Origin of the sequence: Nonomuraea sp. NPDC050540, from assembly GCF_044457485.1 — a bacterium.
Classification (GTDB): Bacteria; Actinomycetota; Actinomycetes; order Streptosporangiales; family Streptosporangiaceae; genus Nonomuraea.
The window spans coordinates 717,263-743,699 of record NZ_JBITHA010000003.1 but is presented as its reverse complement, the minus strand read 5'-3'; the positions used below and the strand labels follow the sequence as shown (position 1 = coordinate 743,699).

Genomic DNA, 26,437 nt, shown 5'->3' with positions numbered 1-26,437 from the left:
ACCTTCCTCTGCGGAAGGGGCACCACGTCATGGCCGATCCGACCCTCGCCGACTTCGGCGCGGACCCGTTGTGGATCATCATCGCGAAGGCGGTGATGCTCTTCCTCTTTCTGGCGCTGGGCGTCGTCTTCGGGGTCTGGTTCGAGCGCAAGCTGATCGCGCGCATGCAGCACCGTCGCGGGCCCAGCCGGGCCGGACCGTCCGGCATCCTGCAGTCGGTCGCGGACGCGATCAAGATGGGCCTGAAGGAGGACCTGTTCCCGCGCGCGGTGGACCGGGTGCTGTACCTCCTGGCGCCGGTCATCATGGTGGTGCCGGCGTTCCTGGCCTTCTCGGTCGTGCCGTTCGGGCCGGTGGTGAGCCTGTTCGGGGTGCGGACGCCGCTGCAGCTGGCGGACCTGCCCGTGGCGGTGCTGTTCACGCTGGCCATGGGCGCGGTGTCGGTGTACGGGGTGGTGCTGGCCGGGTGGTCGTCGCGCTCGCCGTACGCGCTGCTGGGCGGGTTGCGGAGCGCGGCGCAGGTGGTCTCCTACGAGATCGCCATGGGACTGTCGTTCGTCGGCGTGTTCCTGGTCGCCGGGACGCTGTCCACCTCGGAGATCGTCGGGGCGCAGGAGCGGACCTGGTTCGCGGTGCTGCTGCTGCCGTCGTTTCTCATCTACGTGGTCTGCGTGTTCGGCGAGGCCGCGCGCATCCCGTTCGACCTGCCCGAGGGTGAGGGCGAGCTGGTCGGCGGGTTCCAGACCGAGTACTCCTCGTCGCTGAAGTTCGCCCTGATCATGATGGGCGAGTACCTGCACACGTTCACCGCGTCGGCGATGGCGATCACGCTGTTCCTGGGCGGGTGGCGGGCGCCCTTCGGCCTGCCGGACGAGGGCTGGTGGGGACCGCTGTGGTTCCTCGTCAAGTTCGTGCTGGTCTTCTGCTTCGTCGTGTGGGTACGCGCCTCGTTGCCGCGTGTCCGCTATGACCAGTTGATGGCGCTGGGCTGGAAGGTGCTGATCCCGGCCGGCCTGGCCTGGATCATGGTGGTGGCGGCGGTGCGCAACCTGGTGGTGAACGGCGCCGAGCCGCTGGGCATCGGCCTCGGCGTGGTCATCGTGGCCGGCACGCTGGCCGTCTGGCTACGGTTCGACACCGTGCGACAGCGGCGCGAGGAGGCGCGGCAGACGGAGCTGTCCCGCGTGCCCACGGCCGGCGGCTTCCCGGTGCCGCCGCTCGACCTCCCGCACTACCACGACGGCTCCCGGCCATGAGGCACCCGCTCGGCCTTCACATCGGTGACCGCCACCACCACGACGTCCGGCGGTTCCCGCCATTCGAGCACGTGGTGCCCGTCCCACGCGATCGGGGCGCGGACCGTGTCCAGGGACAGTTCACCGCGTTTGATGAGCGCTTCCTTGCGCGCCCACAGGCGGATCAGCTCGGTGTTGTCGGTGATGCTCGTGGGCGCGGCGATCTGGGCCGCCAGCGTGGTGTCGAAGGCGCCCGGGGGGACCCGTTCCGCGTCGACGCCCACCTTTCCCGGTCCCGCCGCCGCGGCGACGTAGCCGCGCGTGTGGCTCAGGCTGACGCCGAGGCCGGGGAACTCCTTCAGGTACGGCCGGCCGTGCCCCTCCCCGTGGATCTCGCAGTACTGCAGCAGGGTGAGCGTGGCCGGGTCGGCGTCCAGGCAGGCCGCGGCGCTGAGCCGTACCAGAAGGTGGGCGGCGACGAACGCGCGGCGGTCTGCCTCGTGCACGAAGCGGGCCGAGCGCGCGCGCTCGACGTCGGTGAGCCAGGCGGCGGGGGCGTGCACCTGCTCGGGACGCGCGCCCATGACGACGGCGGTGGCGGCTACTTCTTCTTGGTCGGGGTGGGGCTCGGGTCGGCCAGGGGTGTGCCGTCCTTGTTGTACTGGTTCTCCTGGGCCGCGCCGAGCACCGTGACCTCGCGAACCTTCCATGACCCCTTCTCCCGCACCAGAGCGATCTTCAGGTGCGAGTCCTTGACGCTTCTGATCGCCTTGGCGGTCGTCACCTGTTGGTCCACCACCACAATGGCATGGGCGGAGGACTGGTCGGCATCGGCGAGGTAGACGTCGCGGACGGTGGCGACGGAGACGGCCCGCAGCTTGACGATGACCTGTTCCATCACGCCGCCGAAGGCGTCGTCGTAGGTGTTGAGGAAGTCGCCGGTGGCCATGGCCATGAGCTTGGTCCTGGTGGCCTGCAGGCTCTGGTAGTCGTAGCTGAGCAGCGACTGGCCGAAGGTGTGCGCGGCCTGGGAGACTTCCAGGCGCAGGGCCCGGTCGGCCTCCAGCGCGGCGCGGGCGTCCTGGGCGCGGCCCGCTGACATCCACTGGAGTACGGCCGTCGCGGCGAGGGCGGCGACGAGCATGGCGGCCACGGCGCCCATGATCTTCATGCGGAGACCGGAGTCGACCTTCGCCTGAGCCTCGGTCTCAACCTCTACGTCAGGCTCAGCCTTCGCGGGGGTTTCCTGGTCAGTGGTCATGAAAGCTCCGTTTCGCGCCGGCGGGCGGCACGGCCCACCGCGATCCAGCCCACGATGCCACCACCCGCGACGACCGCGAGGAAAATCGCGGCGATCAGGGGCGTGTGGTCGAGCGGGGTGTCGGCCGAGGCCGTCCTGGCGGGGACGTCCTTCTTCGGGGTCGGTGTCGCCTCTGTGGCAGGCTCCTGCTTCTTCCCGGAGGTCACGGGACGGGCCGCGCGCGCCTCCTCCTCGCGGGGGCGCTCGTCCTTCTCCGGGCGCTCCGCGGCGGCCTCGGGAGCGGCGGGCGCCCGCTTCGGGCAGGCACGCAGGCCCGGGATGGCCGGGGGCCCCAGCGGCTCGGCGTACTCCTCGGCCACCTTCGGCCCGCCCGGCACGCTGAAGACGAACATGTTGCGCCCGTAGACGGTGCCGTCGCGGTGGTCGCTGATGTCGTCGGCCAGGCTGAGCGCCGTCGGCATCGTGCTCAGCAGGTGGTGGATGTTCCGCTCGGAATCCGGGGAGAAGATCGGCTTGTGCGGCGTCCCGGCCGCCGACAGCAGGCAGGAGAAGCCCGGCCTGGCCCGCTGGAGCAGCCCGTCGATCTGCGCGAACACCCCAGGCCCCTGGTCCAGGAACGCGTTGAGGTCCTGCCGCGACTCCACCAGCGAGGAGGTCACCAGCTCGGTGTTCTCGATCCCCGAGGCCAGCTCGTTCCGCTTCCCGGCCAGCGTGTGGGTCAGCTCGGTGAGCTGCACCGACAGCTCGTCGAGTACCTCGGAGTTGTCGGCCAGCGTGTCGGTCAGGCCGTGGGCGTCGTCGACGATGCTCCTGATCGCCGGCGAGCGCCCCTCCAGCGCCACGGCCAGCTCGTGCGTGATCGTCTTGGCGTCCTTGGGCGGGACCGCGTTGAGCAGCTTGCCCACACCCTCGAACAACTTCTTGTAGTCCAGCGGCACCGACGTCTCGCGCAGCGGGATCGTGTCGCCGGGCGCGAGGTTCTGGCCGGTCATCGTCTTGGGCGGGGACAGCTCCACGTACGGCTCGCCGATCGCCGACTTGCGCCGGACCTCGGCCGTCAGCGCCTTGGGCAGCCGGACCTCCCGCTCGATGTCGAGGCCCACGACGATCTTGCCGGGCGCCAGCCGTACGTCGCCGATCCGCCCGACCCGCACGCCCAGGTAGGCGACGTCGAAGCCGCGGATCAGGCCGGGCGAGGACTCGAACTCGGCCGAGACCCGGTACGGCTGCTCGATCGCGTCCAGCTTGATGATCGTGGTGAACGCCCAGATCGTCATCACGATGCCCAGCAGCGCGAAGAAGCCCAGGTTGAGGTAGATGCGCAGGTTCTTCATCGCGGCGGCTCCCACAGCAGCTGGAAGTCCTTGAGCTGGTTCGGCAGCGCCGGCGGCTCGACCTTGATGTCGTTGGGGATGACGCCCCTGCTGTCGTTGACCAGCAGGCCCTTCAGCCAGACGTAGATGAGCACCTGGCCGTTGACGGTGATCGGCGGCGTGTCGATGAAGTACTGGATCCTGGCCATGAGGCGCTTGAGATCCTCCTTGCCGCGCACCATCGCGCCGGTGACGCCGTCCAGTTCGCGCATGATCGTGCGCAGGCGGGCCGCGTGGCGCGGGTAGACGGTGGTGTTGGCCTCCTCGGCCAGGCCGGTCAGCGCGACGATGGCCTTCTTCACGTGCTTGCGCCCGTGCGCGATCCTGGCGGTCGCCGCGGCCAGCGTGCCGGGCAGCTTGTCCAGTTCCTTCTCGCCCTTGGCCAGGTCGTCGCCGAGCCGCGCCAGGTAGTCGACGGTGGCCGCCAATTCGGTGCGGGCGGCGGCGTAGCTGTCGGTGACCTCGGCGGTCTGCCTGATGAGCTTGTTGACGTCGCCGCCCTTGCCGGCGAAGGCGGTCGAGGCGGCGTCCAGGATGGCGTTGACGTCCTGCGCGCCGATGGCCTCGATGAGCGGACCGGCCTTCTCGGTGACCTGCTCGATGTCGGGCTCCACCGAGGTGTCGGTGATCGTCGCGCCCTCGGGCAGGTACGGACCGGTGGACAGGTCCTTGCCCGGCGGCGGGCTGAGCGCGACGTAGTTCTCGCCCAGCACCGAGGTCTTGGCCACCGTCGCGGTCGTGCCCCGCGGGACCCGGTGCGCACCGTCGATCTCCATGGTGACCCTGGCCTGGTAGCCCTGCAGCCGGATCTCGGTGACCGAGCCCACCTTGACGTCGGAGACCTGCACGCTGTGGCCGGCGACCAGGCTCTGCACGTCGTCGAAGGTCGCGTGGAGCGTCAGGTCGCCGCTCGTCCCGCCGAGCGTCTGGAGCGAGCACGAGGTGGTGATCGCCAGGGCGAGCAGGCCGGTCAGGGCGCGCGCTCTCATCGTCCGCCCTTCTTCTTCTGGAACGGGCAGTTGCTGAGCTGACCGGGCAGGCACGGCACCTTGCCCAGGTTCAGCGCGTCGAACAACGGCTGCAGCCACGCCCTGGTCATCGCGTTGAGCACGACGCGGATCTTCAGCAGGTGGTTCTTCCTGTCCCACGCCTCGACCAGCACGTCGGCGAAGTCGGCCGCGCCCTTGATCCCCGCGGCCAGCGACTCGCTGTTGGCCCGCACGGTCAGCACCAGCTCGGCCAGCGTCCCCGCGGCTCTGGGCAGGCGCTCGGAGTACTCCTCGATGATCACGTCGCCGCGCCGGACGAAGTCCGCCATGCCCGCGATGAAGCCGCGCAGCCTGCGGCGTTCCTCGGCCAGGATCGCGCTCGCCTCGGAGAAGGCGTCGATGGCCCTGGTCACCTGGCCCTGGCGGTCGTTGAGGCTGGTGGCCAGCCGGTTCAGGCCCTTGGCCAGGTCGATGAGCTGCTGGTCCTGCTTGGCGAGTGTGCCGGTCAGCTCGGCGGTGTCGGAGAGCGCGTTGTTGATCGTCTTGCCGCGCCCGCGTACGCCGTCGGCCAGGTTGCCCGCGACGTCGCCGAGCTTCTCGTCGTCCAGGGCGTCGGTCAGCTTCGTGAAGGCGTCCAGCGCGTCGTCGATCTCCACCGGCAGGTCCGTACGCCCCAGCGGGATGACCGCGCCCGGCCCGGCCCGCCGCTCACCCGGCTTCCACGGCGGATACAGCACCACGTTGCGCTCGCCGAGCGTGTTCTGCGGCGCGACCACCGCCTTCACCTGCTCCGGCAGCGGCACCCGCGCGTCCACCGACATCGTCACCCGGACCTTGTCGCCCTCGATCGCGATCCGCTCCACGTACCCGGCGTCCAGGCCCATCACCTTCACGCGCGCCTGCTCGTACAGCGAGGGCGCGCTCGAGAAGATCGCGGTGATCGTGTACGGCGCCGCCCCGCCCACCAGCCCGCACCCGCCGGAGGAGACCAGCAGGAGCGTCGCCACGAGCAGCTTCAGCACTCTCATCGGTCGTTCTTCCTGTCCTTGGCGATGGCGCCCAGCACCTCCGGGTTGATCGGGCCGAGCCCGGTGGCGATCGCCTCGATCCAGGGCCCCTGGCCGCCCATGGTCGCCAGGCCGGAGAACGTCGGGCCGATCCAGGCCACGAGCTTGTTGAACTCCTGGTTGCTCGCGTTGAGCCGCGTGGTGATCGCGCCGTTGTCGTCGAGGACCTGGACGAGTGCCTTCTCGTGCTCGTTGATCAGCTTGGTGGTGCTCTGGACCAGGTCGCTGCCGTCGCCCAGCAGCGTGCGCAGCTCGTTCCTGCGGCCGCGCAGCTCGTTCAGCATGATCTCGATGGCGTCGATCAGGCGGGCCAGCTGCTTGTCCTTCTTCTCCAGCAGGTCCATGATCCGGGTGCCGTTGTCGAGGAGCTTCCGCAGCTGGGGCTCGCTCTCGCTGATGGTGTCGGACAGGTCGCCGATGTTCTTCAGCAGGCGGGTGATGCGGCCGCGTTCGCTGGTGTCGATCTTGCCGAGCTCGGTGAGCAGTGCGTCCACGGCGTCGGTGTCCAGGGCCTTGACCAGGCGGGTGGCGTCCTTGACCGCGTCGTTGATCAGCGTGGGGGTGCCGGTGCGCTCCACCGGGATGCGGCGCTGCCCCTCGGGGAGCTGGTCCATGAAGGGGGCGGCGACCGGGCCGGTCAGCCTGAGGTAGCGGCCGCCGAGGAGGTTGGACAGGGCGATGTCGGCCCGGGTGGTGCGGCCGAGCCGTACGTCGGAGTCGACGCGCCAGGTGACCACGACGTGGCCCTGCGCGTAGTCCGCGCTGACCTCCGTCACCTCGCCGACGCGCACGCCCGCCACCCGCACGTCCTGCCCGCCGCGCAGGCCGCCGGAGTCGGTGAAGGTCCCCGACATCGTGTAGCCGCCCTCCAGCAGGCCCAGGCTGCCCACCAGGAACGTGGCGACCAGCAGCGAGCCGAGCACGGCCACCGACACGAGGCCGACGACGATCTTGTTGCGGTCGCGGAAGGACTTCAGGGCCATCGGTCACCCACCATGAGCTTCCGCAGGTCCTGGGTGCTGGCGATCTTCTTGCTGCCGCGCAGCGGGGGCGGCGTGGTCATCGGGTACGGGCACGGCGACGGGCCCAGTGCCACGCATGGGACCGCGGAGATGAAGTAGTGGCCGCGGTTGACGCTGGAGTAGGCGCGCTCGAACAGCGGGCGGAAGGTGTTGACCGTCTTCTCGATGGTGCCCACGTTGCGCCGGATGCCGCCGGTCAGGCGCGACAGGTTGTCCACGAGCGCGCCCAGTTCGCCGGCGTTCTTGCCGAGCACCTCGTTGGAGGTGTGCAGGGTCGCGCTCAGCTCCACGATCGAGTCGTCGATGAGCTTCCTGTTGCCCGCGAACGCCTCCGACAGCACCACCAGGTTGTCGACCAGCTGGGAGATCTGCTCGTCGCGCTTGGCGACCACGCCGCTGACGGTCGCGTAGTCCTTCAGCAGGCCGCGGATCGTCTCCCTGCGCTCGGTGAGCGTGCCGGTGATGGCGTTGACGTTGTCGAGCAGCCTCGGGATGTTCTTGTCGTTGCCCTTGAGCGCCTTGGCGGCGGCGGTGAGCAGCTGGTTGATCTGCTCGGGGTCCAGGCTCCTGGTCAGCGGGCCGAGATCGCTGACCAGCTCGCCGATGTCCACGACCGAGGCGGTGCGGGCGATGCGCGCGCCGGGCGGCAGGCGGTCCTTGGCGGTGCCGGGCAGCAGGTAGACCACGCGCTGGCCCACGGCGTTGCGCCAGCGGATCGCCGCCTCGGTGTCGGAGGGCACGGCGACGCCCTCCTGCACCTCCATGGTGACCTCGGCTCTGCCGTTCACCACCTTGATGGTGGCGACCTGCCCGACCGGCGCGCCCGCGATCTTGACCTGGTCGCCCTCCACCAGGCCGGAGACGTCGTCGAAGGTCGCGACGAGGTTGTAGCCGCCGCCGGTGGCGACCCGGGCGATCTGGACGGTGATCAGCCCGATCAGGCCCGCCGCGACGCCGAAGAACAGCGCGAACTTCACCAGGGTCCAGCGGCGCCGCACGATCTGCGGCGAGGTCCTGGCGGGGGCCGCCACCTCAGCGCCTCCCGTCGGTCGGGCCGCAGGCGCCGACGATCAGCTCGCAGATGTCGGTCGAGACGAACGCCTCCACCTGGATCTGCCGGGCGCCGTCCGGGCCCGGCGCCTCGATCAGCTCGTTCAGCAGGTCCACGAGTGTGCGCAGCCCGCGTACGCCGTCTCCGGCCAGGCCGAGCTGGGCGTAGATGAGCGCGGCCACCCGCTCGCCCGAGTGCACGCCGGCGCGCAGGTTCTGCCGGTGCTTGCGCAGGCCGTGCGCGGTCAGGTCGGAGATGTCGGTCATCTCCTTGAGCAGGGCGCGTACCTTGTCGGCGCGCTTCAGCAGGTCGGGGGTGATCGTGTTGATGTCCTCGCCGATGGCCACGAGCTCGTCGCCCTTGCCGGCCAGCGCGCCCGACAGGGCGGCCGTGTCGCGCAGGAACCGCTGGGCCAGCCCGCGGTGCTTGTGCGCGACGCCGACGACCGTGCCCGCGTCGTCGATCAGCTCGCGCAGGTCCTCGCCCTGTCCCTCCAGGCCCTTGGCGAGCGTGTGCACGATGACCGTGACCTCGCGCGGGTCGACCGCGTCCAGGCCGCGGTAGGCGTCGCCGAGCGTGTCGGACAGGTCCAGCGGGTCCTCGGTCCTCGTGATGACCGCCCCGCTGCCGAGGTACGGCCCCGCCCCCTCCCCCGAGCCGAGCTTCAGGTTGACGTACTTGGGCCCGAAGACCGACGCCGGCTCGATCGAGGCGACCGCCGACCGCGGCACCCGCACGCCCGCCTGCACGTGCATGGTCACCACCGCCTGCCCCTTGGCGTTGAGCGCGACACCGGTCACGTCGCCCACGGTGATGCCGCGGATCTTGACCGGCGAGTTCGTGTCCATGCCCTGCCCGGCGCGGCCGAAGACCGCGTCGATCCGGGTCCCGCTCACCTGGGAGGCGTTGCGCACGATGAAGACCGTGGCCGCCACCAGCGCCACGACCACCAGGGCGGCGATCGCCATCCGGGTGGGCAGGGTGAGTTCCTTGCGTCCCATGCCCCTCACCCCGTCAGCTTCACGCTGCCGCCGCCACCCCAGAACAGGTACGACAACAACAGGTTGAGCAGGACGATCGTGACGATCGACTGGCGGATCGCGCGCCCGGCCGCGACGCCCACGCCGACCGGGCCGCCGGTGGCGTGGAAGCCGTGGTAGCAGTGGATGACGATGACCGTGAACGCGAACACCCCGACCTTGGCGACGCTGAAGACGATGTCGCTGACCGGGAGGTACAGGTAGAAGTAGTAGTCGTAGACGCCCGGCGCCAGGCCGAACAGCACCGTGCTCATCAGCCGGGTGGCGAAGAAGCTGGCGAACAACGCGATCAGGTAGATCGGCATCAGCGCCAGCAGCGCCGCCACCACGCGGGTGCAGATCAGGTAGGTGAAGGCGTTGATGCCCATCACCTCCAGCGCGTCGATCTCCTCCGAGATCCGCATCGCGCCCAGCTCCGCCGTGAACGCCGAGCCGACCTGCGCGGCCAGCGCCGTGGCGGCGATGATCGGCGTGATCTCGCGGACGTTGGCGAAGCTGCCCACCAGGCCCATGAACGACTCGGCGCCGATCGCCTGGAGCCCCTGGTATCCCTGGAGCCCGACGGTGGCGCCCACGACGAAGGCCATCGTGAACACCACGAAGATCATGCCGCCGCCGATGACCGTGGCGCCCACGCCGATCACGACGTCGCTGACCTGCCGCATGACGACCTTGAAGTAGCGCAGGCGCAGGACGATGTCGCGTACGGAGTAGAACAGCACCCGCCAGACGAACAACGGCCAGTCGGCGAGCGTGGCGAACTTCTCGCCGATCTCCCGGCCCTGCCGGGCGAACCTGAGGCCCGCCGTACGGGTGGCCATCACAGCGCCTTGGGCGGGTAGGCGAGGAAGTAGACGGCGGAGATCACGTAGTTGAACGCGAAGACCAGCATGAACGTGACCACGGTGGACTGGTTGACCGCCCGCCCGACGCCGACCGGGCTGGTCGCGCAGGTCATGCCCTTGTAGCAGGCGACGGCCGCGGCGATGAAGCCGAACACCCACGCCTTGAAGAGGGTGACGTAGAGGTCGGAGCCGACGACGAGCGAGAGCGCGCCGTCGAAGTACGCGCCGGGGGTGACGCCCTGGACGACGACGTTGAAGAAGTAGCCGCCCGAGGCGCCGGCCAGGATGACCAGCGGGCACAGGCACACGGCGACGGTGCTGGCCGCCCACATGCGCGGCGTGACCAGCCGGTGGATGGGGTTGACGGACATGACCTCCATGGCGCTCAGCTCGTCGCGGATGTGGCGGGCGCCGATGTCGGAGGTCATGGCGCTGCCTCCGGCGCCGGCGATGAGCAGGGCGCTGGCCAGCGGGGCGACCTCCCGGATGAGGCCGACGAAGACGGCGCTGCCGGTGGCGGAGGCGGCGCCGAGCTGCCAGGCCAGCTCGCCCACCTGGAGGGCCACGGTGGCGCCGAGCGGCAGCGAGACCAGGAGCACGGGCACACTCGTCACCCGGGCCAGGAACCAGCACTGCTCGACGAACTCCCACCACCAGCTTCTGACGTCCCAGGTACGCCGCAGGCCCTCCAGGACGATGACGAAAAGCTCACCCACCTGTCCCAGGGCCGACCCGGCCTTCCGGCCGACGTAACCGGCCATCAGCGCTCCGCCTTGGTTACCGTCATGACCACCTCGTGAACCGGGGCGACTCCGGAGCAGTCACCTTACTGACGAGTTGTCCAGTAGGTCGATGCTTTCTGCTGAATTTGCGCAAAAGCTATGAGACCCGGCTCACCTGTTGTCAGCCCACCACGAAATGTGACAACCCCGTTACCACTGACGTTCCGGCCGCTCCTGGCGGCGGGTGGGGGTCGGGTCGAGGAAGACCTGGGAGATCGTGGGCACGTGCGCGCGCAGCCGCCGGTCCACCTGGTCACAGGCGATCTCCACCCCGGCCGCGCTCGCCGCGTCGTCGAAATCGATCTTGGCCGCGACCAGCAGCCGCCCCGGCCCCAGGTACATGGTCAGCAGCTCGACCACGTCGGCCACCTCCGGCTGCGCCAGCAGCAGGGCCCGGATCTCCGTCTCCACCGGCCGCGGCGCCGCCTGCCCGATCAGCAGCGAGACGTTGGCCGCGATCAACACCAGCGCCACGACCAGCAGCAGCACCCCGATCGCGACCGACGCCGCCCCGTCCCACAGCGCCGACCCGCTGAACTGCGAACCCAGCAGCCCGCCCGCGGCGATGACCAGCCCGGCCAGCGCGGCGGCGTCCTCCAGCATGACCGCCTTGAGCGCGGTGTCGGAGGTGCGGGCGACCAGCCGCACCGGCCCGATCCCCCACCGCCGCGCCTCGCGGCGCGCCTGGGAGAGCCCCTTCAGGAACGAGACGCCCTCGATGACGAACGACACCCCGAGCACCACGTAGGAGAGGGTGAAGTCGCCCAGCGACTCGCCGTGGACGATCGTGTGCGCCCCGTGCGTGATGGAGAACCCGGCCCCGCCCACCAGCGTGGCGACGGCCGCCATCATCGCCCAGAAGAACCCGGCCTTGCCGTACCCGAAGGGATGGCGCCGATCGGCCGGCTTGCCCGCCTGCCGGACCGCGACCAGGAGCAGGACCTCCGTCACCGTGTCGGCGGCGGAGTGGGCCGCCTCCGACAGCATCGCGGCGGATCCGCTGATCAGGCCCGCGACCAGCTTGGCCACGGCGATGGCCAGGTTGGCCAGGCCGGCGACCAGCACCGTCCAGAAGCTCTCCCCCGCGCCCTCAGCCATGGGCATCACTCTACGTGAGCGATCTTGAGCATCTTCGAAATCAGGTGACTCCACAACGAAGCGCCCATGAAAGCGCGCACCAAAGCGCGAAGCGGCTCCGGGAACACATGGGTATGCGGGTTTCGACACAGGTCCGGCAGGGTTTGAGGAGGGGAGCAGGCGCTCGCGAGAGGTAGATTGAGATCATGAACGCCCCTCGTTGGCTGACCGACACCGAGCAACGCGCATGGCGTGCTCATCTCGCTCTGCACAAGCTGCTGATGCACCGCCTCGATCGGGAGTTGCAGGAGTTCGAGTTGTCGCTCAACGACTACGAGATCCTGGTCAACCTCTCCGAGAGCCCGGAGCGCAGGATGCGGATGAGCGACCTGGCCGACGCCACGATCCAGTCACGCAGCCGCCTGTCGCACCAGATCTCCCGCATGGAGGCCAAGGGCCTGGTGGTCAGGGAGGACTGCCGCGACGACCGTCGTGGAACGTTCGCAGTGCTCACCGAGCAGGGCTGGGAGACGATCCAGCGGGTGGCGCCCCACCACGTGGCCAGCGTCCGCGAGCACTTCGTGGACCGGCTCACCGACGACCAGCTCGACGAGCTCGACGCCGCGTACACGCCGATCGTGGAGCATCTCAAGAAGCTGCGCTGACACCCAACCGATATCGGCGACCGGCCCGTGGGCTCCCGCGCGCTCGCTACGATCCGGACATGCTGAGAAAGCTGCTGATCGTCCTTGCCCTAGCGCTGGCCGCGGCCTGCTCGTCCGGCGGCGGGGCGGCGCTGCCCAGCGGTCCCGACCTGATGACGAAGTCCGCCGAGGCGATGAAGTCGGTCAAGTCCGCCTCGTTCGCGATCGCCACCGAGGGCAAGCCCAAGGTGCAGATACGCAAGGCCGACGGCCGGTTGACCTCCGCCGGCGACGCCGACGGCACGCTCACCATCGAGGTGCTCGGCAGCCTGCAGGAGATCAGCTTCTTCGTGGTCGGCGACACCGTCCACTTCAAGGGCCCGACCGGCGGCTTCCAGAAGATGTCGAAGAAGGATCTGGCCCAGATCTACGACCCGTCGCTGATCCTGTCGCCCGCCGAGGGCATCGCCAAGCTCCTGTCGACGGCCACGGACCCGCGGGTCGAGGGCGAGGAGGGCGCGGCGTACACGGTCGCGGCCACCTTCTCGCCCGAGGTCCTGGGCAAGCTGATCCCCGGCGTCTCCCAGGGCGTGAACGGCCGGCTTCTGGTCGACAAGGCCTCCTCCCGCCTGACCAAGGCCACCCTGCCGTTGCAGGACGGCTCGGTGATCGTCTCGTTCAGCGACTACGACGCCCCGGTCACGATCACCCCGCCCGCGGGATGAAGGCGGCGCGCCGGGTCGCCCTCGGCGTGGGCGGGACGGTGGTGCTGCTGGCCGCGCTCGACGCCTACGTCGTGGTGACCGTCCTGATCGACATCGCCACCGAGGTCGGCGTACCGCTGAACCACCTGGAGCGGGCCACGCCGGTGGTGACCGGCTTCCTGCTCGGCTACATCGCCGCGATGCCGCTGCTCGGGCAACTGTCCGACCGGTACGGCCGGCGTCCCCTGATCCACGCCTGCCTGGCCGCGTTCGCGCTGGGCTCCCTGCTGACCGCGCTGGCCGGATCGCTGCCCATGGTCGTGGGCGGGCGCGCCCTTCAGGGCATCGCCGGCGGCGCGCTGCTGCCGATCACGATGGCGCTCATCGGCGACCTGTGGGACGAGCGCGAACGCCCCGTCGCCCTGGGCGCGGTCGGCGCCGCCCAGGAGCTCGGCAGCGCCCTGGGCCCGCTCTACGGCGGCGTGCTGGCGCTGATCCCGGCCTTCCAGGTGTTCGGGGTGGAGCTGGGCGGCTGGCACGCCATCTTCTGGATCAACCTCCCGCTGGCCGCGCTGGCCGCGATCGCGGTGCAGCGCACGGTTCCCGGCCGCCCGCCGGTCCCGGTCGCCCCGGCGGGAGCCCGGATCGACACCGTGGGCGGCGTGCTGCTCGCGCTCGCGCTGGCCCTGCTGGTCGTCGGCTTCTACAACAACGACCCGGCCAAGGCGATCCTGCCGCCGTGGGGCCTGCCGGCGATCGCCGCCGGCCTCGTCGTCGGCGCGGTGTTCGTCTGGTGGGAGATCCGCTCGCCGGTACGCCTGCTCGACCTGGCCGGCACCCGTAAGGGCCCGCTGCTGGCCACGCTCGGCGTCAGCTTCCTCGCCGGCGCCGCGCTGCTGGTCACCATGGTGTTCGTGCAGTTCACCGCGCAGACGCTGCTGGGCCTGGAGGCGCTGGAGGCCGCGCTGGTGCTGGGCCGCTTCCTCATCGCGCTGCCGGTCGGCGCGGTGCTCGGCGGCGTGCTGGCCCGCAGGCTCGGCGACCGCCCGGTCACGGTCGCCGGCCTGCTCGTCGCCACCGTGGGATACGTGCTGATGAACCGCTGGCCGCTCGACCTGACCGGGCACCCGATCGACCTCGCGCTCATCGTCGCCGGCCTCGGCCTGGGCCTGGTCATCGCGCCGATCTCGGCCGCGGTCCTGCGCGTGACCCCGGCGGTCCAGCACGGCGTCGCCTCCGCCGCCGTCGTCGTGGCCAGGATGATGGGCATGCTCATCGGCATCGCGGGCGTGTCCGCCTGGGGCTTCTACCGCTTCCAGTCGCTGACCGCCGACCTCGACACCCCGCTGCCCGTCGGCGTCGACGCGGCCACCTACGCCCAGCAGCTGGCCGTCTACACCGCGAAGGTGAAGGCGGCCCTGCACGTGGAGTACACCGAGATGTTCCTCGTGACCGCCGTGCTCTGCCTGCTGGGCGCCGTGGTGGCCCTCTGGATGCCTACGGCGAGAGGCGATGCAGGTCGCGCGGGAACAGAGTCGCCTGCCTGATGTTCGCCGCGCCGGTCAGCCGGGCCGTCCAGCGTTCCAGGCCGATGGCGAAGCCGCCGTGCGGCGGCATGCCGTACGCGAAGGCCTGCAGATATCCCCGGTACGGCTCCGCCGCCTCCCCCCGCTCGGCCAGCGCGGCGAGGTAGTCGGCGTGCCGGTGCAGCCGCTGCCCGCCCGTGACCAGCTCCAGCCCGCGAAACAGCAGGTCGAAGCCGTTGGAGGAGCCGGGCTTGGCCGGGTCGGGATGGGTGTAGAACGGACGCTTGGCCATCGGGTAGCCGGTGACGAACAGGAAGTCCGAGCCGTGCTCGCGCCGCGCCCACTCCGACAGCTCGCGCTCACGCGCCGGTGACAGGTCGGGCTCGTCGCTGACGTCGGAGAAGTGCACCGCCGGGATCTCGGCGGGCACCTCGGGCAGCAGGTCGCGGGCCTTCGGGACGCGGTGCCGTACCGACTCGACCATGCCCGCGACGGCCTCGCGCAGGACCGCCATGACGTCGCGGTGGTCGGTGACGAAGCCGAGCTCGGCGTCGAGGCTGGTGTACTGCGCCAGGTGGCGGGCGGTGTCGTGCGGCTCGGCGCGGAAGACGGGCCCGACCTCGTAGACGCGTTCGAAGACGCCGACCATCATCTGCTTGTAGAACTGCGGCGACTGGGCCAGGTAGGCGCGGCCGCCGAAGTAGTCGACGGAGAAGACGTTCGCGCCGGACTCGGTGGCCGACTCGACCAGCTTGGGCGTGTGGATCTCGGTGAACGCCAGCCGGTCCAGCGTCTCCCGGAAGCCCGCCACGCTGGCCGCGGAGATCTCCAGCGGCAGGCGGAGCGCGGGATGGCGAAGGGCCAGCGGCGCGTGGTCGAGCACGGTCGGCAGCGCCGCGCTCACCTCGGGGCGGAACAGCTCGAACGGCGGCTGGGCGGCCTCGCCCAGCACGGTGATCTCGGGTTCGGTGATCTCCACGCCGCCGGGCGCCCGCGCGCTGGGCGTGGCGATCCCGGTGATCTCGACGACGCTCTCCTCACCCGGCAGATCCGGGCTGGTCGTGACCGCCTGGGCCAGGCCCGCACGGTCGCGTACGACGAGGAACGACACGGATTTCAGCTGCCGGCGGCGATGAACCCATCCGGCGATCTTGACTCGTTGCCCGGCGTGCTCGGAGAGCTCCGCCGACAGGACACGAGAGATCATCACAACTCCTCGGGGAAGATGCATGACCCCTTGGGAGTGCGGGGGAGAAGGGAGCTCCCGGTGCCACCGCACTTTCGCCGCCCCGCGAGGAGGCGGCCTCCACGACCCGATGACGGGGGTCAGGCCGGCGGGGCATTTCCTCCCCGCACTCGGGAGTGTCTTCGCCCGGGGCGCAGGGCCGCCTTCTCAGCTGCCGGCGGCTCTCTGGACCCGCGTGGTCCCCGGACTACTCATCTCCGTCTACGCGTTGCCGGTCAACTTATCATTTCTTGGCCGGGGCCCCGCCGCTCTTGCGCTTCTCGCGGATCTTCATCGTCACCTCAAGGGGCGAACCGGCGAAGCCGAACTCCTCGCGCAGCCGGCGTTCGATGAAGCGCCGGTAGGTGTCCTCCAGCCAGCCCGAGGTGAACAGCACGAACTTCGGCGGCTCGGTGGACGCCTGCGTGGCGAACAGGATCTTGGGCTGCTTGCCGCCACGCACCGGCGGGGGCGTCGCCTGGACCAGCTCGGTGAGGAAGGCGTTGAGCCGGGACGTCGGCACCCGGGTGGACCAGGAGTCGAGCGCCTTCTCCAGCGCCGGGACGAGCCGGTCGACGTGCCGGCCGGTCTTGGCGGAGATGTTGACGCGCAGCGCCCACGGGGTCCGCACGAGCTGCCGGTCGATCTCCTTCTCCAGGTAGTAGCGCCGGTCCTCGTCGACCAGGTCCCACTTGTTGAAGGCCACGACCATGGCCCGGCCGGACTCGATGACGAGCCCGATGATGCGCAGGTCCTGCTCGGTGAGCGGCTCGGAGGCGTCGATGAGCACGACCGCCACCTCGGCCTTCTCGAGCGCGGCGCGGGTGCGCATGGCGGCGTAGAAGTCGGCGCCCTGCAGCTCACGGTCGCGGCGGCGGATGCCGGCGGTGTCGACGAAGCGCCACGGCTTGCCGCCGAGCTCGATCAGCTCGTCGACCGGGTCGCGGGTGGTGCCCGCCATCGGGTCGACCAGCACCCGGTCCTCCCCCGCGAGCTTGTTGAGCAGGGAGGACTTGCCGACGTTGGGCTTGCCGAGCAGCGCCACCCGGTGCGGGCCGCCCTGCTCGCCGAACTTCAGCTCGGGCGTCTCCGGCAGCGCGTCCAGCACGATGTCGAGGAGGTCGCCGCTGGAGCGCCCGTGCAGGGCCGAGACGGGGTACGGCTCGCCGAGCCCCAGCGCCCACAGCCCGGAGGCCTCCAGCTCAAGCTGCTGGTTGTCGACCTTGTTGGCGGCCAGGATGACCGGCTTGCCGGACTGGCGCAGCACGTTGCCGACGATCTCGTCGGCGTCGGTGGCGCCCACGGTGGCGTCGACCACGAACAGGATCACGTCGGCGAGCTGGACGGCCACCTGGGCCTGCTCGGCGATGCGCAGGTTCATGCCGGTGGCGTCGGGGTCCCAGCCGCCGGTGTCGACCACGGTGAAGCGGCGCCCGCGCCAGTTGGCGTCGTAGGCGACGCGGTCGCGGGTGACGCCCGGCACGTCTTCCACGACCGCCTCGCGGCGGCCGATGATGCGGTTGACCAGCGTGGACTTGCCGACGTTCGGGCGTCCGACGATGGCCACGACGGGCAGCGGCCCGCTGTCGTCGTCATGGTCACTGATCTGCAGGTCGTCGAACTCAGCCTCGACCCAGTCCCCCGTGTTCACGATGTTCTCGTCCTTCGTGTGAGTACCGCACCTGAAGGTCAGGCGCGCTCGTCTACCCGGTCGCGCTCGCTCCGGAGCCCGCCCGGGCCTCCTTGCCGCGCGACCACACTCAGCACCGCGTCGATGACCTCTTGCAGGGTCAGCGGCGTGGTGTCGAGCTCGATGGCGCCATCCGCCATCGACAGTGGATCTGCCTTACGTGTCGAGTCCAGGGTGTCACGCCTGGCCATGGCGGCCTGCTGCGCCTCCACCGTGGTGCCCGACAGCTCCGCGGTGCGCCGCAGGGCGCGCGCCTCCGCGCTGGCGGTGAGGTAGATCTTGACCGCCGCCTCCGGCCAGACGACCGTGCCGATGTCGCGGCCTTCGACCACGATGCCGCCGGCGCCGATGATCTCCCGCTGCAGGGCGACCAGACGGGTCCGCACCTCGGGCACCGCGGCCACCGCCGAGACGGAGCCGGTGACCTCGCCCGTGCGGATCGGCCCGGCGACGTCGGTGGCGCCCACGTGGATGGTCGGCCCGTCCGGGTCGGTGCCGGTGACGATCTCGGGCTCGCCGCAGCGCGCCGCGACGGCGGCCGGATCGGCCACGTCGACGCCCTGTTCGAGCATCCACCAGGTCATCGCCCGGTACATCGCCCCGGTGTCCAGGTAGCGCAGGCGCAGCGCACGGGCCACCCCGCGCGACACACTCGACTTGCCCGACCCCGAAGGGCCGTCCATGGCGACGACCAGACCGGCCACGGTCTCTCCCTCTTCACGGCTTTACCTCAACCTGAAGAGGCTACCGCCTCCGCGTCACTCACCGATCCAGCTTCGGCGCTCAGCCGCTGCTGAGACGGAACGCGCGGGCGGGCACCAGGCCCCGCTTCAGCAGCGCGAAGCCCGGCAGCGGGCTGCTGCTGACCGTCTCCTTGTAGACGACGGCCCAGCGCCCCGTCAGGTACGCCCGCCGCGGGCTGTCGTCGCCCCGCGTGAACTGGATGACCCCGTCGGCCCGCCCCAGGCTGAGCGGCTGGTGGAAGTACCCGAACCGGAACGGCCTGGCCCGCCCGCCCCGCAGCCGCGCGGCGATCACGTCGGCGGCGTGCAGAGCCGTGGGGATGCCGCTCTGGCAGGTGCCGTGAATGACCCCGTACGGCTGGCCGACGGCCGCCGCGTCCCCGACCGCGTACACGTCGGGATGCGAGACCGAACGCAGCGTCGCGTCCACGACGACGCGCCCGCGCCCGTCGACGTCCAGCCCCGACTCCCGTGCCAGCGGCAGCCCGGTGGTGCCCGCGGTCCACAGCGTGACCGAGGACGCGACGAGCTCGCCCCCGGCCAGTTCCACCGCGTCGGGCAGCACCTTCTCCACCTCGACGCCCTCGCGCACCTCGATGCCGAGGCGGTCCATCGCCCGCCGCACGTAGGCGCGGGCCCTGTCGCCCATCATCGAGGCCGGGGCGCCCCGGCTGAGCAGGACCACGCGCAGGTGGGGGTGCGCTTCGGCGATCTCGGTGGCCGACTCGACGCCGGTCAGGCCGCCGCCGGCGACCACGACCGTGCCCTCGGTGAGGCGTTTCAGCGCATCGGCCAGCCGTAGCGCGCCGTCGTGGTCGTCGTAGACGTGGGCGTGCTCGCGCACGCCCGGGGTGGAGCGGTCGGTGACGGTGCCCAGCGCGTAGACGAGCTTGTCGAACCGGGCGACGCGCCCGCTCTGGAGCGTGACCTCGTGCCGGCCCGGATCGAGTCCGGTGACGCGGTCATGCAGGAAGGTGATGCCCGTCCCGGCGATCACCTTCTCGATGGCGTGGCCGGTCAGCCGCTGGCCTGCGGCCGTCTGATGCATGCGCAGCCGCTCGGTGAAGCGCGGTGAGGCGTTGACCAGCGTCACCCTGGCGCCCTGGCGGCGGGTCTTCACCGCGACCCGGATCGCCGCCATCATCCCGGTGTATCCGGCTCCCAGAACCATGATGTGTGTCATGCCGGGAAGACGGATCCACCGCGCCAGAATGTGACATCGGCGCGGGCGCTACGGCACCTGCCAGCCGCGCTCGTGCAGAGCCTCCTGGAGTACGGCCACCGCGTCCGGCTGCACCGACACCTCCGCCAGGCCCAGGGGCAGGCCCGGAGCGTGCTCCAGACGGACGTCCTCGACGTTGACCCCGACCTCGTCACACACCTGGAACAACCGGGCCAGCTGACCCGGCCGGTCACCGATGACCACCTGGACGACGCCGTAGGCGGCGGCGGGGCCGCCGTGCTTGCCCGGGATGCGCCCGTGCCCGGCGACGCCGCGCTTGAGCAGTCGCGTGACATCGGGGCCCGCGCTCTGGTCGCCTCCGGCCAGCGCGCGCAGCGCCGCCGCGGCCTCGGTCAGGTCGCGCGAGACCGCCTCCAGCACTTCGGCGACGGGCTCGGCGTTGCCGGACAGGATGCCCAGCCACAGGCCGGGGTCGCTGCCGGCGATCCTGGTCACGTCCCGTACGCCCTGACCGGCCAGGCCCAGCGCCACGTCGGAGGCCTCCGACAGCCGGGCCGCCACCGCGGAGGCGGCCACGTGCGGCGCGTGCGAGACCAGCGCGACCGCGCGATCGTGCTCCTCGGCGCTCACCTCGACCGGGTTGGCGCCGCACAGCTCGATCAGCTCCAGCACCGCCCGCTTCGCCTCGGGCCGCGCCGCCTCCGTCGGGCACAGCGCCCACGGCCGCCCCAGGAACAGGTCCGCCCTGGCCGCGCCCGGCCCGGCCTTCTCGCGGCCGGCCATCGGGTGCGAGGCCACGTAGAGGCCCATGTCGCAGCCCAGCTCCACGCCCCTGGCGATCGGCATGGCCTTCACGCTCGACACGTCGGTGTAGAAGCGGGCGGCGTCGCGCCGCTGCAGGCCGCGCAGCTCGGTCGCCACGTGGTCCGGGGGGACCGCGACGATGGCCAGGTCGACCTGTTCGCCGGAGTGCCATTCCTGGCCGGCGCCCATCTCCCTGGCCAGGCGTACCGCGCCGAGGTCGCGGTCGGCCAGCAGGACGCTCACGCCGCGCTGGCGCAGCGCCAGCCCGATCGAGGTGCCGACCAGGCCGGTGCCGAGGACGAGGACGGTCTCCAGCTTCATTGGGCGATGTCCTCACGCAACGCGACGGCGCCGCGCAGGTAGACGTGGCTGATCGCGCCACGTGGCCGGTCGGTCTCCACGTGCGCCATCAGCCGCACCACGCGCGGCAGCGCGCCCGGCACGTCGATCTCCGTGCAGCAGATGAGCGGCACGTCGTGGAAGCCCAGCTTGCGCGCGGCCAGAGCGGGGAACTCCGCCGTCAGGTCGGGCGTCGCGGTGAACAACACGCTGATCACGTCGTCGGTCGACAGCCGGTTGCGCTCCATGAGCGTGCTCACCAGCTCCGTCGTCGCCTCGATGATCGCGTCGCGGGTGTTGGCGCCGACCTGGATCGCCCCGCGAATCGCCCGGACCATGGTGCTCGTCCCCTTCATAAGGCATGGAGCCCGTACGCGGCGGTACGGGCTCCTGGGTATGGGCTGCCAGATTACATCTTGACGGCGGCGTACAGCTCGCCGACTTCCGCCAGCGACAGCGCCCGCAGCGTGCCCGCCTTGGTCCGGCCCAGCTTGACCGGCCCGAACTCGATCCGCGCCAGGTCGATCACCCGGTGACCCGACTCCTCCAGCATGCGGCGCACGATGTGCTTGCGGCCCTCGTGCAGCACCACCTCGACCAGCGCCTGCTGGCCGTGCTCCTGCACGATCGAGAACGAGTCCGCGCGGGCGAGGCCGTCCTCCAGCTCGATGCCCTCACGCAGCCTGCGGCCCAGGTCGCGCGGGATCGGCCCCGGCACCTTCGCCCAGTACTTCTTCTGCACCCCATAGCTCGGGTGCGTCAGCCGGTTGGCCAGCTCGCCGTCGTTGGTGAGCAGCAGCAGGCCCTCGGTCTCGGTGTCCAGCCGGCCCACGTGGAACAGCCGCGGCGCCAGCTCCTGCACGTAGTCGGCCAGGCACGGACGGCCCTGCGGGTCCTCCATCGTGGACACGACGCCGATCGGCTTGTTCAGCGCGTAGTAGACGAGGTCGGGGGCGGTGGGGATGCGCTTGCCGTCCACGTGGATGACCTGCGCCGCCGGGTCCACCTTCGCGCCGAAGCGGCGGACGATCTGGCCGTTGACGGTCACGCGACCGGCGCCGATCATCTCCTCGCAGGCACGCCGGCTGGCCACGCCCGCCTGGGCGAGCACCTTCTGCAGCCTGACGCCGCCGGGAACCTCGGTGGTGTCCCGCTCGTCGGTGTAGCCGGGCTCGAAGAACGCGGTGTCGCGGATGGGCTGGCGGGCGGTCTTGAACCGGTCCGACGGCCTTTCGCCCCTGCTCGGCCGCTCGTCCCGCCGCGGCCCCCTGCCGGGGGTCTTGCCGCCGGTACGGCTGCCGCCGATCGTCTGGACGTCGTCGCGCTTGCCGTAGCGTGCCCTGGTGGGGCCGGGGGCGGAGTCACGCCGCCCACCCCGGGCGGCCCGGAACCCGTCATTCCCGGAACGCTCCGGCCGCTCCGCCCGGTCGTCGCGGGGCTGGTAACCGCCACGGTCACGGTCATCACGACGCTGGTAACCGCCACGGTCACGGTCGTCACGGCGCTGGTAGCCGCCACGGTCGTCGCTACGGCCCTGATAGCCGCCGCGGTCGTCGCGCCGCTGGAACCCCCCGCGGTCGCGGTCGTCGCGGGGCTGGTAGCCGCCACGGTCACGGTCGTCACGCCGCTGGTAACCGCCACGGTCGTCACGACGCTGACCCTGGCCACCACGGTCCTCACCACGACCCTGGTAACCACCACGGTCGCGGTCATCACGCCGCTGGTAGCCGCCACGGTCGTCGCTACGGGGCTGGTAGCCGCCACGGTCGCGGTCATCACGGCGCTGGTAGCCGCCACGGTCGTCGTTACGGCCCTGATAGCCGCCGCGGTCGTCACGACGCTGACCCTGGTAACCGCCACGGTCACGGTCGTCACGCCGCTGGTAGCCACCGCGGTCGTCGCCACGGCCCTGGTTGCCGCCGCGGTCGTCGCGGCGGTCGGTGGGGTTGCCGGGGCGGGTCCGGGAGCCGCCCCTGTCGGCGCGCAGGGAGTCTCGGTCCCCGCTGCCGCCGCGTCGGTCGTCGGAGCGGAAGGCGGGACGCCCGCCGCGGCCCGCGTGGCCGCCCGAACGTCCTCGACCGCGTCCATCACCGGACGGGGTGCTTCGCCTGTTGTTCACTTCGTTGTCTCCTCGAGGTTCTCCACGTCGTCCGGGAGGAGCGGCGCAAGCTCGGGGAGCTCGCCGATGTCCTTCAGTCCCAGACGCTCCAGGAAGTATGAGCTTGTCCGGTAGAGCACTGCCTGGCTCTCCGGGTCGGTGCCGGCCTCTTCGACCAGCCCCCTGGCGACGAGCGTACGCATGACGCCGTCGCTGTTCACACCGCGTACCGCGGCCACGCGGGCACGGCTCACCGGTTGCCGGTAAGCCACGACCGCGAGAGTCTCCAGAGCGGCTTGCGTGAGCCGCGTCTGCTGCCCGTCGCGCACGAAGCGCTCGACCAGAGGCGCGCACTCGGCCCGCGTGTAGAAACGCCAGCCTCCCGCCACCTCTCTCAGGTCAAAACCCCGCCGATCGGCCGTGTATTCCGCCGCCAGCTCCGAAAGCGCTTGTCCGACCTCTTGCGTCGGCCTCTCCAGCACCTGAGCGAGCGTCACCTCGGCCACCGGCTCATCCACCACCAGCAGAATCGCCTCCAGCGAGGCCTTCAACCCCAGCCCCGCCTCGCCGCCCGTTCTCGGAATCTCCCCCGAAGACGGCACAACCGCGGCCGAGGAGGACAAAACCTCCCCATGTGAGTCCGAGGCGGCGCCGACGGAGTCCGACCTGACCAGATCCTCCTCAGCCCGGCCCGGCGTCTCCACTGCCGAAGGGGCCGGAACCTCCTCAACCGGGTCCGTGGCCATCTCCGTCTCCGGCGGCGAGACGGCCGGGTCCGGGTCGTCGCCGGGGGCGGGCGCTTCGGTGGGGAGTTCCGCCGCCGGGCGGTCGTCCTCGGAGTCGGCGGGCAGGCGGGGCGCCGGGGTGGGCGGGGTGGTGGACAGGGCGCCGGGGAGCGTCATCCAGGCGGGCAGGTCCGGGTCCGCGGAGCGGCGGGGGGCGGGCGGGGTGTCGTGCTCAGGCATCGGTCTTCTTCTCCGCGGGTTCTTCGTAGTCGTCGCCGACCGAGATGTCGCCGTCGTCGGTTCCGGTCCAGGTGACGTGGAGGTCGCCGAGCGGTTCGACCTGGTCGAAGGTCACGGCCGACTCCCTGAACAACTCCAGCACCGCCAGGAACCGGGCGATCACCTCGAACGTGCCCTCGCAGTCGGCGACCAGGGCGCGGAACGTGGCCTTGCGCATCCGCCGCAGGCGCCGCACCAGGATAGCCGCCTGTTCGCGGACGCTGGCGAGCGGTTGGTAGATGTGGCCGACACTGACCGTCGGCGGCAGCTTCGGGGTGAAGGCCTTGGCCGCGATCCTGGCGAGCTGGTCGGGCCCGATCCCCAGGATCAGCTCGGGCAGCAGGTCGGCGAACTCCCGCTCCATGGGCACGATGCGCGGGAAGCGCAACGCCTCCTCCGCCATCCTGCCGGCGAAGATCTTCGCCACCTGTTTGTACGCCTTGTACTGCAGCAGCCGGGCGAACAGCAGGTCACGCGCTTCCAGGAGCGCGAGGTCCTCTTCGTCCTCCACCTCGCCGGACGGCAGCAGCCTGGCCGCCTTGAGGTCGAGCAGGGTCGCCGCCACGAGGAGGAAGTGGCTGGTCTGGTCGAGGTCCCATTCGGGCCCGCGCGACTTGATGTAGGCGATGAACTCGTCGGTGACCTTCGACAGGGAGACCTCGGTGATGTCCAGCTTGTGCTTGGAGATCAGGCCGAGCAGCAGGTCGAAGGGGCCCTCGAAGACGTCCAGGTGGACCTGGAAGCCGCCTTGCTCGGTCGAGGTCGATGTCACCTGGCCATTGTCGCAGGAGCGGGCCAGCGCGACAGCACTTCGCGGGCCAGCTCCCGGTACGCGTTGGCACCGAGCGAGGACGGGTCGAAGGTGGTGATCGGCTCCCCGGCGACGGTGGCGTCGGGGAAGCGGACGGTGCGGTTGATCACCGTGTGGAACACCTTGTCGCCGAAGGCCTCGACGACCCGGGCGAGGACCTCGCGGCCGTGCAGGGTACGCGCGTCGTACATGGTGGCGAGCAGGCCTTCGATCTCCAGCTCGTCGTTGAGTCGTTCCTGCACCTTGGCGATGGTGTCCATGAGCAGGGCGACGCCGCGCAGCGCGAAGAACTCGCACTCCAGCGGCACCATGACGCCGTGGGCGCAGGTCAGCGCGTTGACGGTGAGCAGGCCCAGGGACGGCTGGCAGTCGATGAGGCAGACGTCGTAGTGCGGCAGCAGCGGCTTGAGCACGCGGCCGAGCACCTGCTCGCGGGCCACCTCGGTGACGAGCTGGACTTCGGCGGCGGACAGGTCGATGTTGCTGGGCAGCAGGTCGAGGTCGTCGACGCCGGTCTCCAGCAGCACGTCCTCGGCGGAGACGTTGCGGTCCATCAGCAGGTTGTAGACGGTGAGGTCGAGCTGATGGGGGTTGATGCCGAGGCCGACCGAGAGCGCGCCCTGCGGATCGAAGTCGACGAGCAGGACCTTCAGCCCGTACTCGACGAGCGCGGCGCCCAGGTTGATGGTGGTGGTCGTCTTGCCGACGCCACCCTTCTGGTTGACCATCGCGACGACGCGGGCGGGCCCGTGGATCTCGCGCCGGGCCGGCTCCGGGAACACTGGACGCGGCCTTCGGGTGGGGCCCAGGTTCACGCCGGCGGTGGGCGTGGCCGTCTTCGTGTCACCCCAGGGGTTTTCGGGGTTCCCCTGGGTCGATCCGTTGGTCGTCACAGTCACCAGCTCGAACCTCCCTGACGATCCCGAACCGGACCGTCCGGACGGACACTATGGCGTCAGCACTTAACGCGGCAAGGCGGCACGCCGTACGCGCCGCACGTCGCAAAGACTATAGATCACTGCCGGGCACGCGGATGCGCCGCGGCGTAGACCTCGCGGAGCCTGTCGACCGTCACCAGCGTGTAGACCTGGGTGGTGGTCACCGAGGCGTGACCGAGCAGCTCCTGGACCACCCTAACGTCGGCACCGCCGTCGATGAGGTGGGTTGCGAAGGAATGGCGCAACACGTGGGGGGAAATCCCGGCAAGTCCGGCTCGTTCCGCGGCGGCCTGGAGCACCTCCCAGGCGCCCTGCCGGGTCAGGCGGCCACCCCGGGCGTTCAGGAACAACGCGGGCGTGCCCCGCCCATGGGCCACCAGACCGGGGCGGGCCCGGACGAGGTAGGCGTCGAGGGCTTCGCGGGCATAGCGGCCCAGCGGGACGACGCGCGTGCGGCCGCCCTTGCCGCGCAGCCGTACCTGCTCGGCTTCGAGGTCGTCGACGGCCAGGCCGACGGCTTCCGAGATGCGGGCGCCGGTGCCGTACAGGACCTCCAGGAGCGCGCGGTTGCGGAGGGTCAGCGGCGCGCTCTCGGGACCGGAGGCGGCGATGAGGAGCTCGACCTCGTCGACGGTGATCGGCTTCGGCAGGCGGCGCAGCTGGCGGGGCGGGCGCACCTGGTGGGCGGGGTCGTGGCCGGTCACGCCCTCGCGCAGGGCGAAGCGGTGCAGGCCGCGTACCGCCGAGACCGCCCGCGCGGCCGAGCTGGCCACGAGGGCGGGGTGTTCGCCGTCGCCCTCGCGCAGCGCGGACAGGAACGCCAGGACGTCGGCCTCGGCCACCTGGTCGAGCTCCAGGCGCCCGCGCGCCTGGAGATGGTCGACGTAGCGGCGCAGGTCACGCTTGTAGGAGGCGAGCGTGTTGACAGCCAGGCCCCGCTCCACCGCCAGATGGGCGAGGTAGCTGGAGAGCACCGCCTCCACGAA

At 70.9% G+C, this 26,437-nt stretch carries 26 protein-coding genes; 4 read left to right on the top strand and 22 right to left on the bottom strand.

Features of this window, described 5'->3' with window-relative positions:
• The first annotated feature begins 29 nt into the window (after positions 1-29).
• Positions 30-1,256: an NADH-quinone oxidoreductase subunit NuoH gene (gene nuoH / locus ACIBI5_RS13770; RefSeq protein WP_397246530.1), complete on the top strand. Its 1,227-nt coding sequence runs from the start codon at positions 30-32 to the stop codon at positions 1,254-1,256.
• Here nuoH and ACIBI5_RS13765 read toward each other — a convergent pair.
• The 11 genes from ACIBI5_RS13765 to ACIBI5_RS13715 form a co-directional block, all read right to left on the bottom strand.
• Positions 1,232-1,819 carry a 4'-phosphopantetheinyl transferase family protein gene (locus tag ACIBI5_RS13765; RefSeq protein WP_397246528.1) on the bottom strand — a complete coding sequence of 196 codons (588 nt, stop codon included), beginning with the start codon at positions 1,817-1,819 and terminating at the stop codon, positions 1,232-1,234. The two genes, nuoH and ACIBI5_RS13765, sit on opposite strands and share 25 nt — an antisense overlap.
• A 17-nt stretch (positions 1,820-1,836) precedes the next feature.
• The gene (locus tag ACIBI5_RS13760) at positions 1,837-2,496 is read right to left on the bottom strand and encodes a hypothetical protein (RefSeq protein ID WP_397246526.1); all 660 of its coding nucleotides are present in this window, start codon (positions 2,494-2,496) and stop codon (positions 1,837-1,839) included.
• Complete coding sequence (locus ACIBI5_RS13755; protein WP_397246524.1) at positions 2,493-3,830, bottom strand: MlaD family protein; 1,338 nt, start codon at positions 3,828-3,830, stop codon at positions 2,493-2,495. Before ACIBI5_RS13755 ends, ACIBI5_RS13760 begins: the two co-directional genes overlap by 4 nt.
• Entirely contained in the window at positions 3,827-4,858 is a 1,032-nt protein-coding gene (locus ACIBI5_RS13750; protein WP_397246522.1) for an MCE family protein, read from the bottom strand. Before ACIBI5_RS13750 ends, ACIBI5_RS13755 begins: the two co-directional genes overlap by 4 nt.
• The gene (locus ACIBI5_RS13745) at positions 4,855-5,886 is read right to left on the bottom strand and encodes an MCE family protein (RefSeq protein ID WP_397246520.1); all 1,032 of its coding nucleotides are present in this window, start codon (positions 5,884-5,886) and stop codon (positions 4,855-4,857) included. The genes ACIBI5_RS13750 and ACIBI5_RS13745 overlap by 4 nt, the downstream gene beginning before the upstream one ends.
• Positions 5,883-6,908: an MlaD family protein gene (locus ACIBI5_RS13740; RefSeq protein ID WP_397246518.1), complete on the bottom strand. Its 1,026-nt coding sequence runs from the start codon at positions 6,906-6,908 to the stop codon at positions 5,883-5,885. Before ACIBI5_RS13740 ends, ACIBI5_RS13745 begins: the two co-directional genes overlap by 4 nt.
• On the bottom strand, positions 6,899-7,978 hold the full coding sequence (locus tag ACIBI5_RS13735) for an MCE family protein (protein WP_397246516.1): 1,080 nt from the start codon (positions 7,976-7,978) through the stop codon (positions 6,899-6,901). The genes ACIBI5_RS13740 and ACIBI5_RS13735 overlap by 10 nt, the downstream gene beginning before the upstream one ends.
• Position 7,979: 1 nt before the next feature.
• Positions 7,980-8,999 (bottom strand): MCE family protein, encoded by a 1,020-nt coding sequence (locus ACIBI5_RS13730; protein WP_397246514.1) that lies wholly within the window; start codon positions 8,997-8,999, stop codon positions 7,980-7,982.
• 5 nt (positions 9,000-9,004) lie between these two features.
• A complete protein-coding gene (locus ACIBI5_RS13725) occupies positions 9,005-9,859 on the bottom strand; it encodes an ABC transporter permease (protein ID WP_397246512.1) in 855 nt (284 codons plus the stop codon).
• Positions 9,859-10,644 carry an MlaE family ABC transporter permease gene (locus ACIBI5_RS13720; protein WP_379612901.1) on the bottom strand — a complete coding sequence of 262 codons (786 nt, stop codon included), beginning with the start codon at positions 10,642-10,644 and terminating at the stop codon, positions 9,859-9,861. The genes ACIBI5_RS13725 and ACIBI5_RS13720 overlap by 1 nt, the downstream gene beginning before the upstream one ends.
• A 171-nt stretch (positions 10,645-10,815) precedes the next feature.
• Positions 10,816-11,763 (bottom strand): cation diffusion facilitator family transporter, encoded by a 948-nt coding sequence (locus ACIBI5_RS13715; RefSeq protein ID WP_397246510.1) that lies wholly within the window; start codon positions 11,761-11,763, stop codon positions 10,816-10,818.
• A 185-nt stretch (positions 11,764-11,948) separates the two neighbouring features.
• On the opposite strand from ACIBI5_RS13715, the gene ACIBI5_RS13710 reads away from it, so the two are divergent.
• Genes ACIBI5_RS13710 through ACIBI5_RS13700 form a run of 3 tightly spaced genes read left to right on the top strand, consistent with a single transcriptional unit; the run spans position 11,949 to position 14,637 of the window.
• The gene (locus tag ACIBI5_RS13710) at positions 11,949-12,407 is read left to right on the top strand and encodes a MarR family winged helix-turn-helix transcriptional regulator (RefSeq protein ID WP_184960989.1); all 459 of its coding nucleotides are present in this window, start codon (positions 11,949-11,951) and stop codon (positions 12,405-12,407) included.
• Positions 12,408-12,466: 59 nt separating this feature from the next.
• Complete coding sequence (locus tag ACIBI5_RS13705) at positions 12,467-13,111, top strand: LppX_LprAFG lipoprotein (RefSeq protein ID WP_397246507.1); 645 nt, start codon at positions 12,467-12,469, stop codon at positions 13,109-13,111.
• Positions 13,108-14,637: an MFS transporter gene (locus tag ACIBI5_RS13700; protein ID WP_397246505.1), complete on the top strand. Its 1,530-nt coding sequence runs from the start codon at positions 13,108-13,110 to the stop codon at positions 14,635-14,637. Before ACIBI5_RS13705 ends, ACIBI5_RS13700 begins: the two co-directional genes overlap by 4 nt.
• Here the strand turns inward: ACIBI5_RS13700 and aspS are convergent.
• The 11 genes from aspS to ACIBI5_RS13645 all read right to left on the bottom strand — a co-directional run bounded on the left by aspS (position 14,588) and on the right by ACIBI5_RS13645 (position 26,434).
• On the bottom strand, positions 14,588-15,823 hold the full coding sequence (aspS, locus tag ACIBI5_RS13695; protein WP_397246503.1) for an aspartate--tRNA(Asn) ligase: 1,236 nt from the start codon (positions 15,821-15,823) through the stop codon (positions 14,588-14,590). The two genes, ACIBI5_RS13700 and aspS, sit on opposite strands and share 50 nt — an antisense overlap.
• A 262-nt stretch (positions 15,824-16,085) precedes the next feature.
• On the bottom strand, positions 16,086-17,492 hold the full coding sequence (der, locus tag ACIBI5_RS13690) for a ribosome biogenesis GTPase Der (protein ID WP_379612907.1): 1,407 nt from the start codon (positions 17,490-17,492) through the stop codon (positions 16,086-16,088).
• Between the two features lie 38 nt (positions 17,493-17,530).
• A complete protein-coding gene (cmk, locus tag ACIBI5_RS13685; RefSeq protein ID WP_397246500.1) occupies positions 17,531-18,235 on the bottom strand; it encodes a (d)CMP kinase in 705 nt (234 codons plus the stop codon).
• Between the two features lie 79 nt (positions 18,236-18,314).
• On the bottom strand, positions 18,315-19,457 hold the full coding sequence (locus tag ACIBI5_RS13680; protein WP_397246498.1) for an NAD(P)/FAD-dependent oxidoreductase: 1,143 nt from the start codon (positions 19,455-19,457) through the stop codon (positions 18,315-18,317).
• Positions 19,458-19,505: 48 nt separating this feature from the next.
• Positions 19,506-20,582 carry a prephenate dehydrogenase gene (locus ACIBI5_RS13675; RefSeq protein WP_397246496.1) on the bottom strand — a complete coding sequence of 359 codons (1,077 nt, stop codon included), beginning with the start codon at positions 20,580-20,582 and terminating at the stop codon, positions 19,506-19,508.
• Positions 20,579-20,938 carry a chorismate mutase gene (gene aroH / locus ACIBI5_RS13670; RefSeq protein WP_397246494.1) on the bottom strand — a complete coding sequence of 120 codons (360 nt, stop codon included), beginning with the start codon at positions 20,936-20,938 and terminating at the stop codon, positions 20,579-20,581. Before aroH ends, ACIBI5_RS13675 begins: the two co-directional genes overlap by 4 nt.
• A gap of 71 nt (positions 20,939-21,009) precedes the next feature.
• Complete coding sequence (locus ACIBI5_RS13665; RefSeq protein ID WP_397246492.1) at positions 21,010-22,719, bottom strand: pseudouridine synthase; 1,710 nt, start codon at positions 22,717-22,719, stop codon at positions 21,010-21,012.
• Positions 22,716-23,402, bottom strand: a complete 687-nt coding sequence (gene scpB, locus ACIBI5_RS13660) for an SMC-Scp complex subunit ScpB (protein ID WP_397246795.1) — start codon at positions 23,400-23,402, stop codon at positions 22,716-22,718. Before scpB ends, ACIBI5_RS13665 begins: the two co-directional genes overlap by 4 nt.
• Positions 23,403-23,655: 253 nt before the next feature.
• Entirely contained in the window at positions 23,656-24,474 is an 819-nt protein-coding gene (locus ACIBI5_RS13655) for a segregation and condensation protein A (RefSeq protein ID WP_397246490.1), read from the bottom strand.
• A complete protein-coding gene (locus tag ACIBI5_RS13650) occupies positions 24,471-25,412 on the bottom strand; it encodes a ParA family protein (protein ID WP_379612913.1) in 942 nt (313 codons plus the stop codon). The genes ACIBI5_RS13655 and ACIBI5_RS13650 overlap by 4 nt, the downstream gene beginning before the upstream one ends.
• Positions 25,413-25,528: 116 nt before the next feature.
• A complete protein-coding gene (locus tag ACIBI5_RS13645) occupies positions 25,529-26,434 on the bottom strand; it encodes a site-specific tyrosine recombinase XerD (protein ID WP_379612914.1) in 906 nt (301 codons plus the stop codon).
• Positions 26,435-26,437 lie beyond the last annotated feature (3 nt).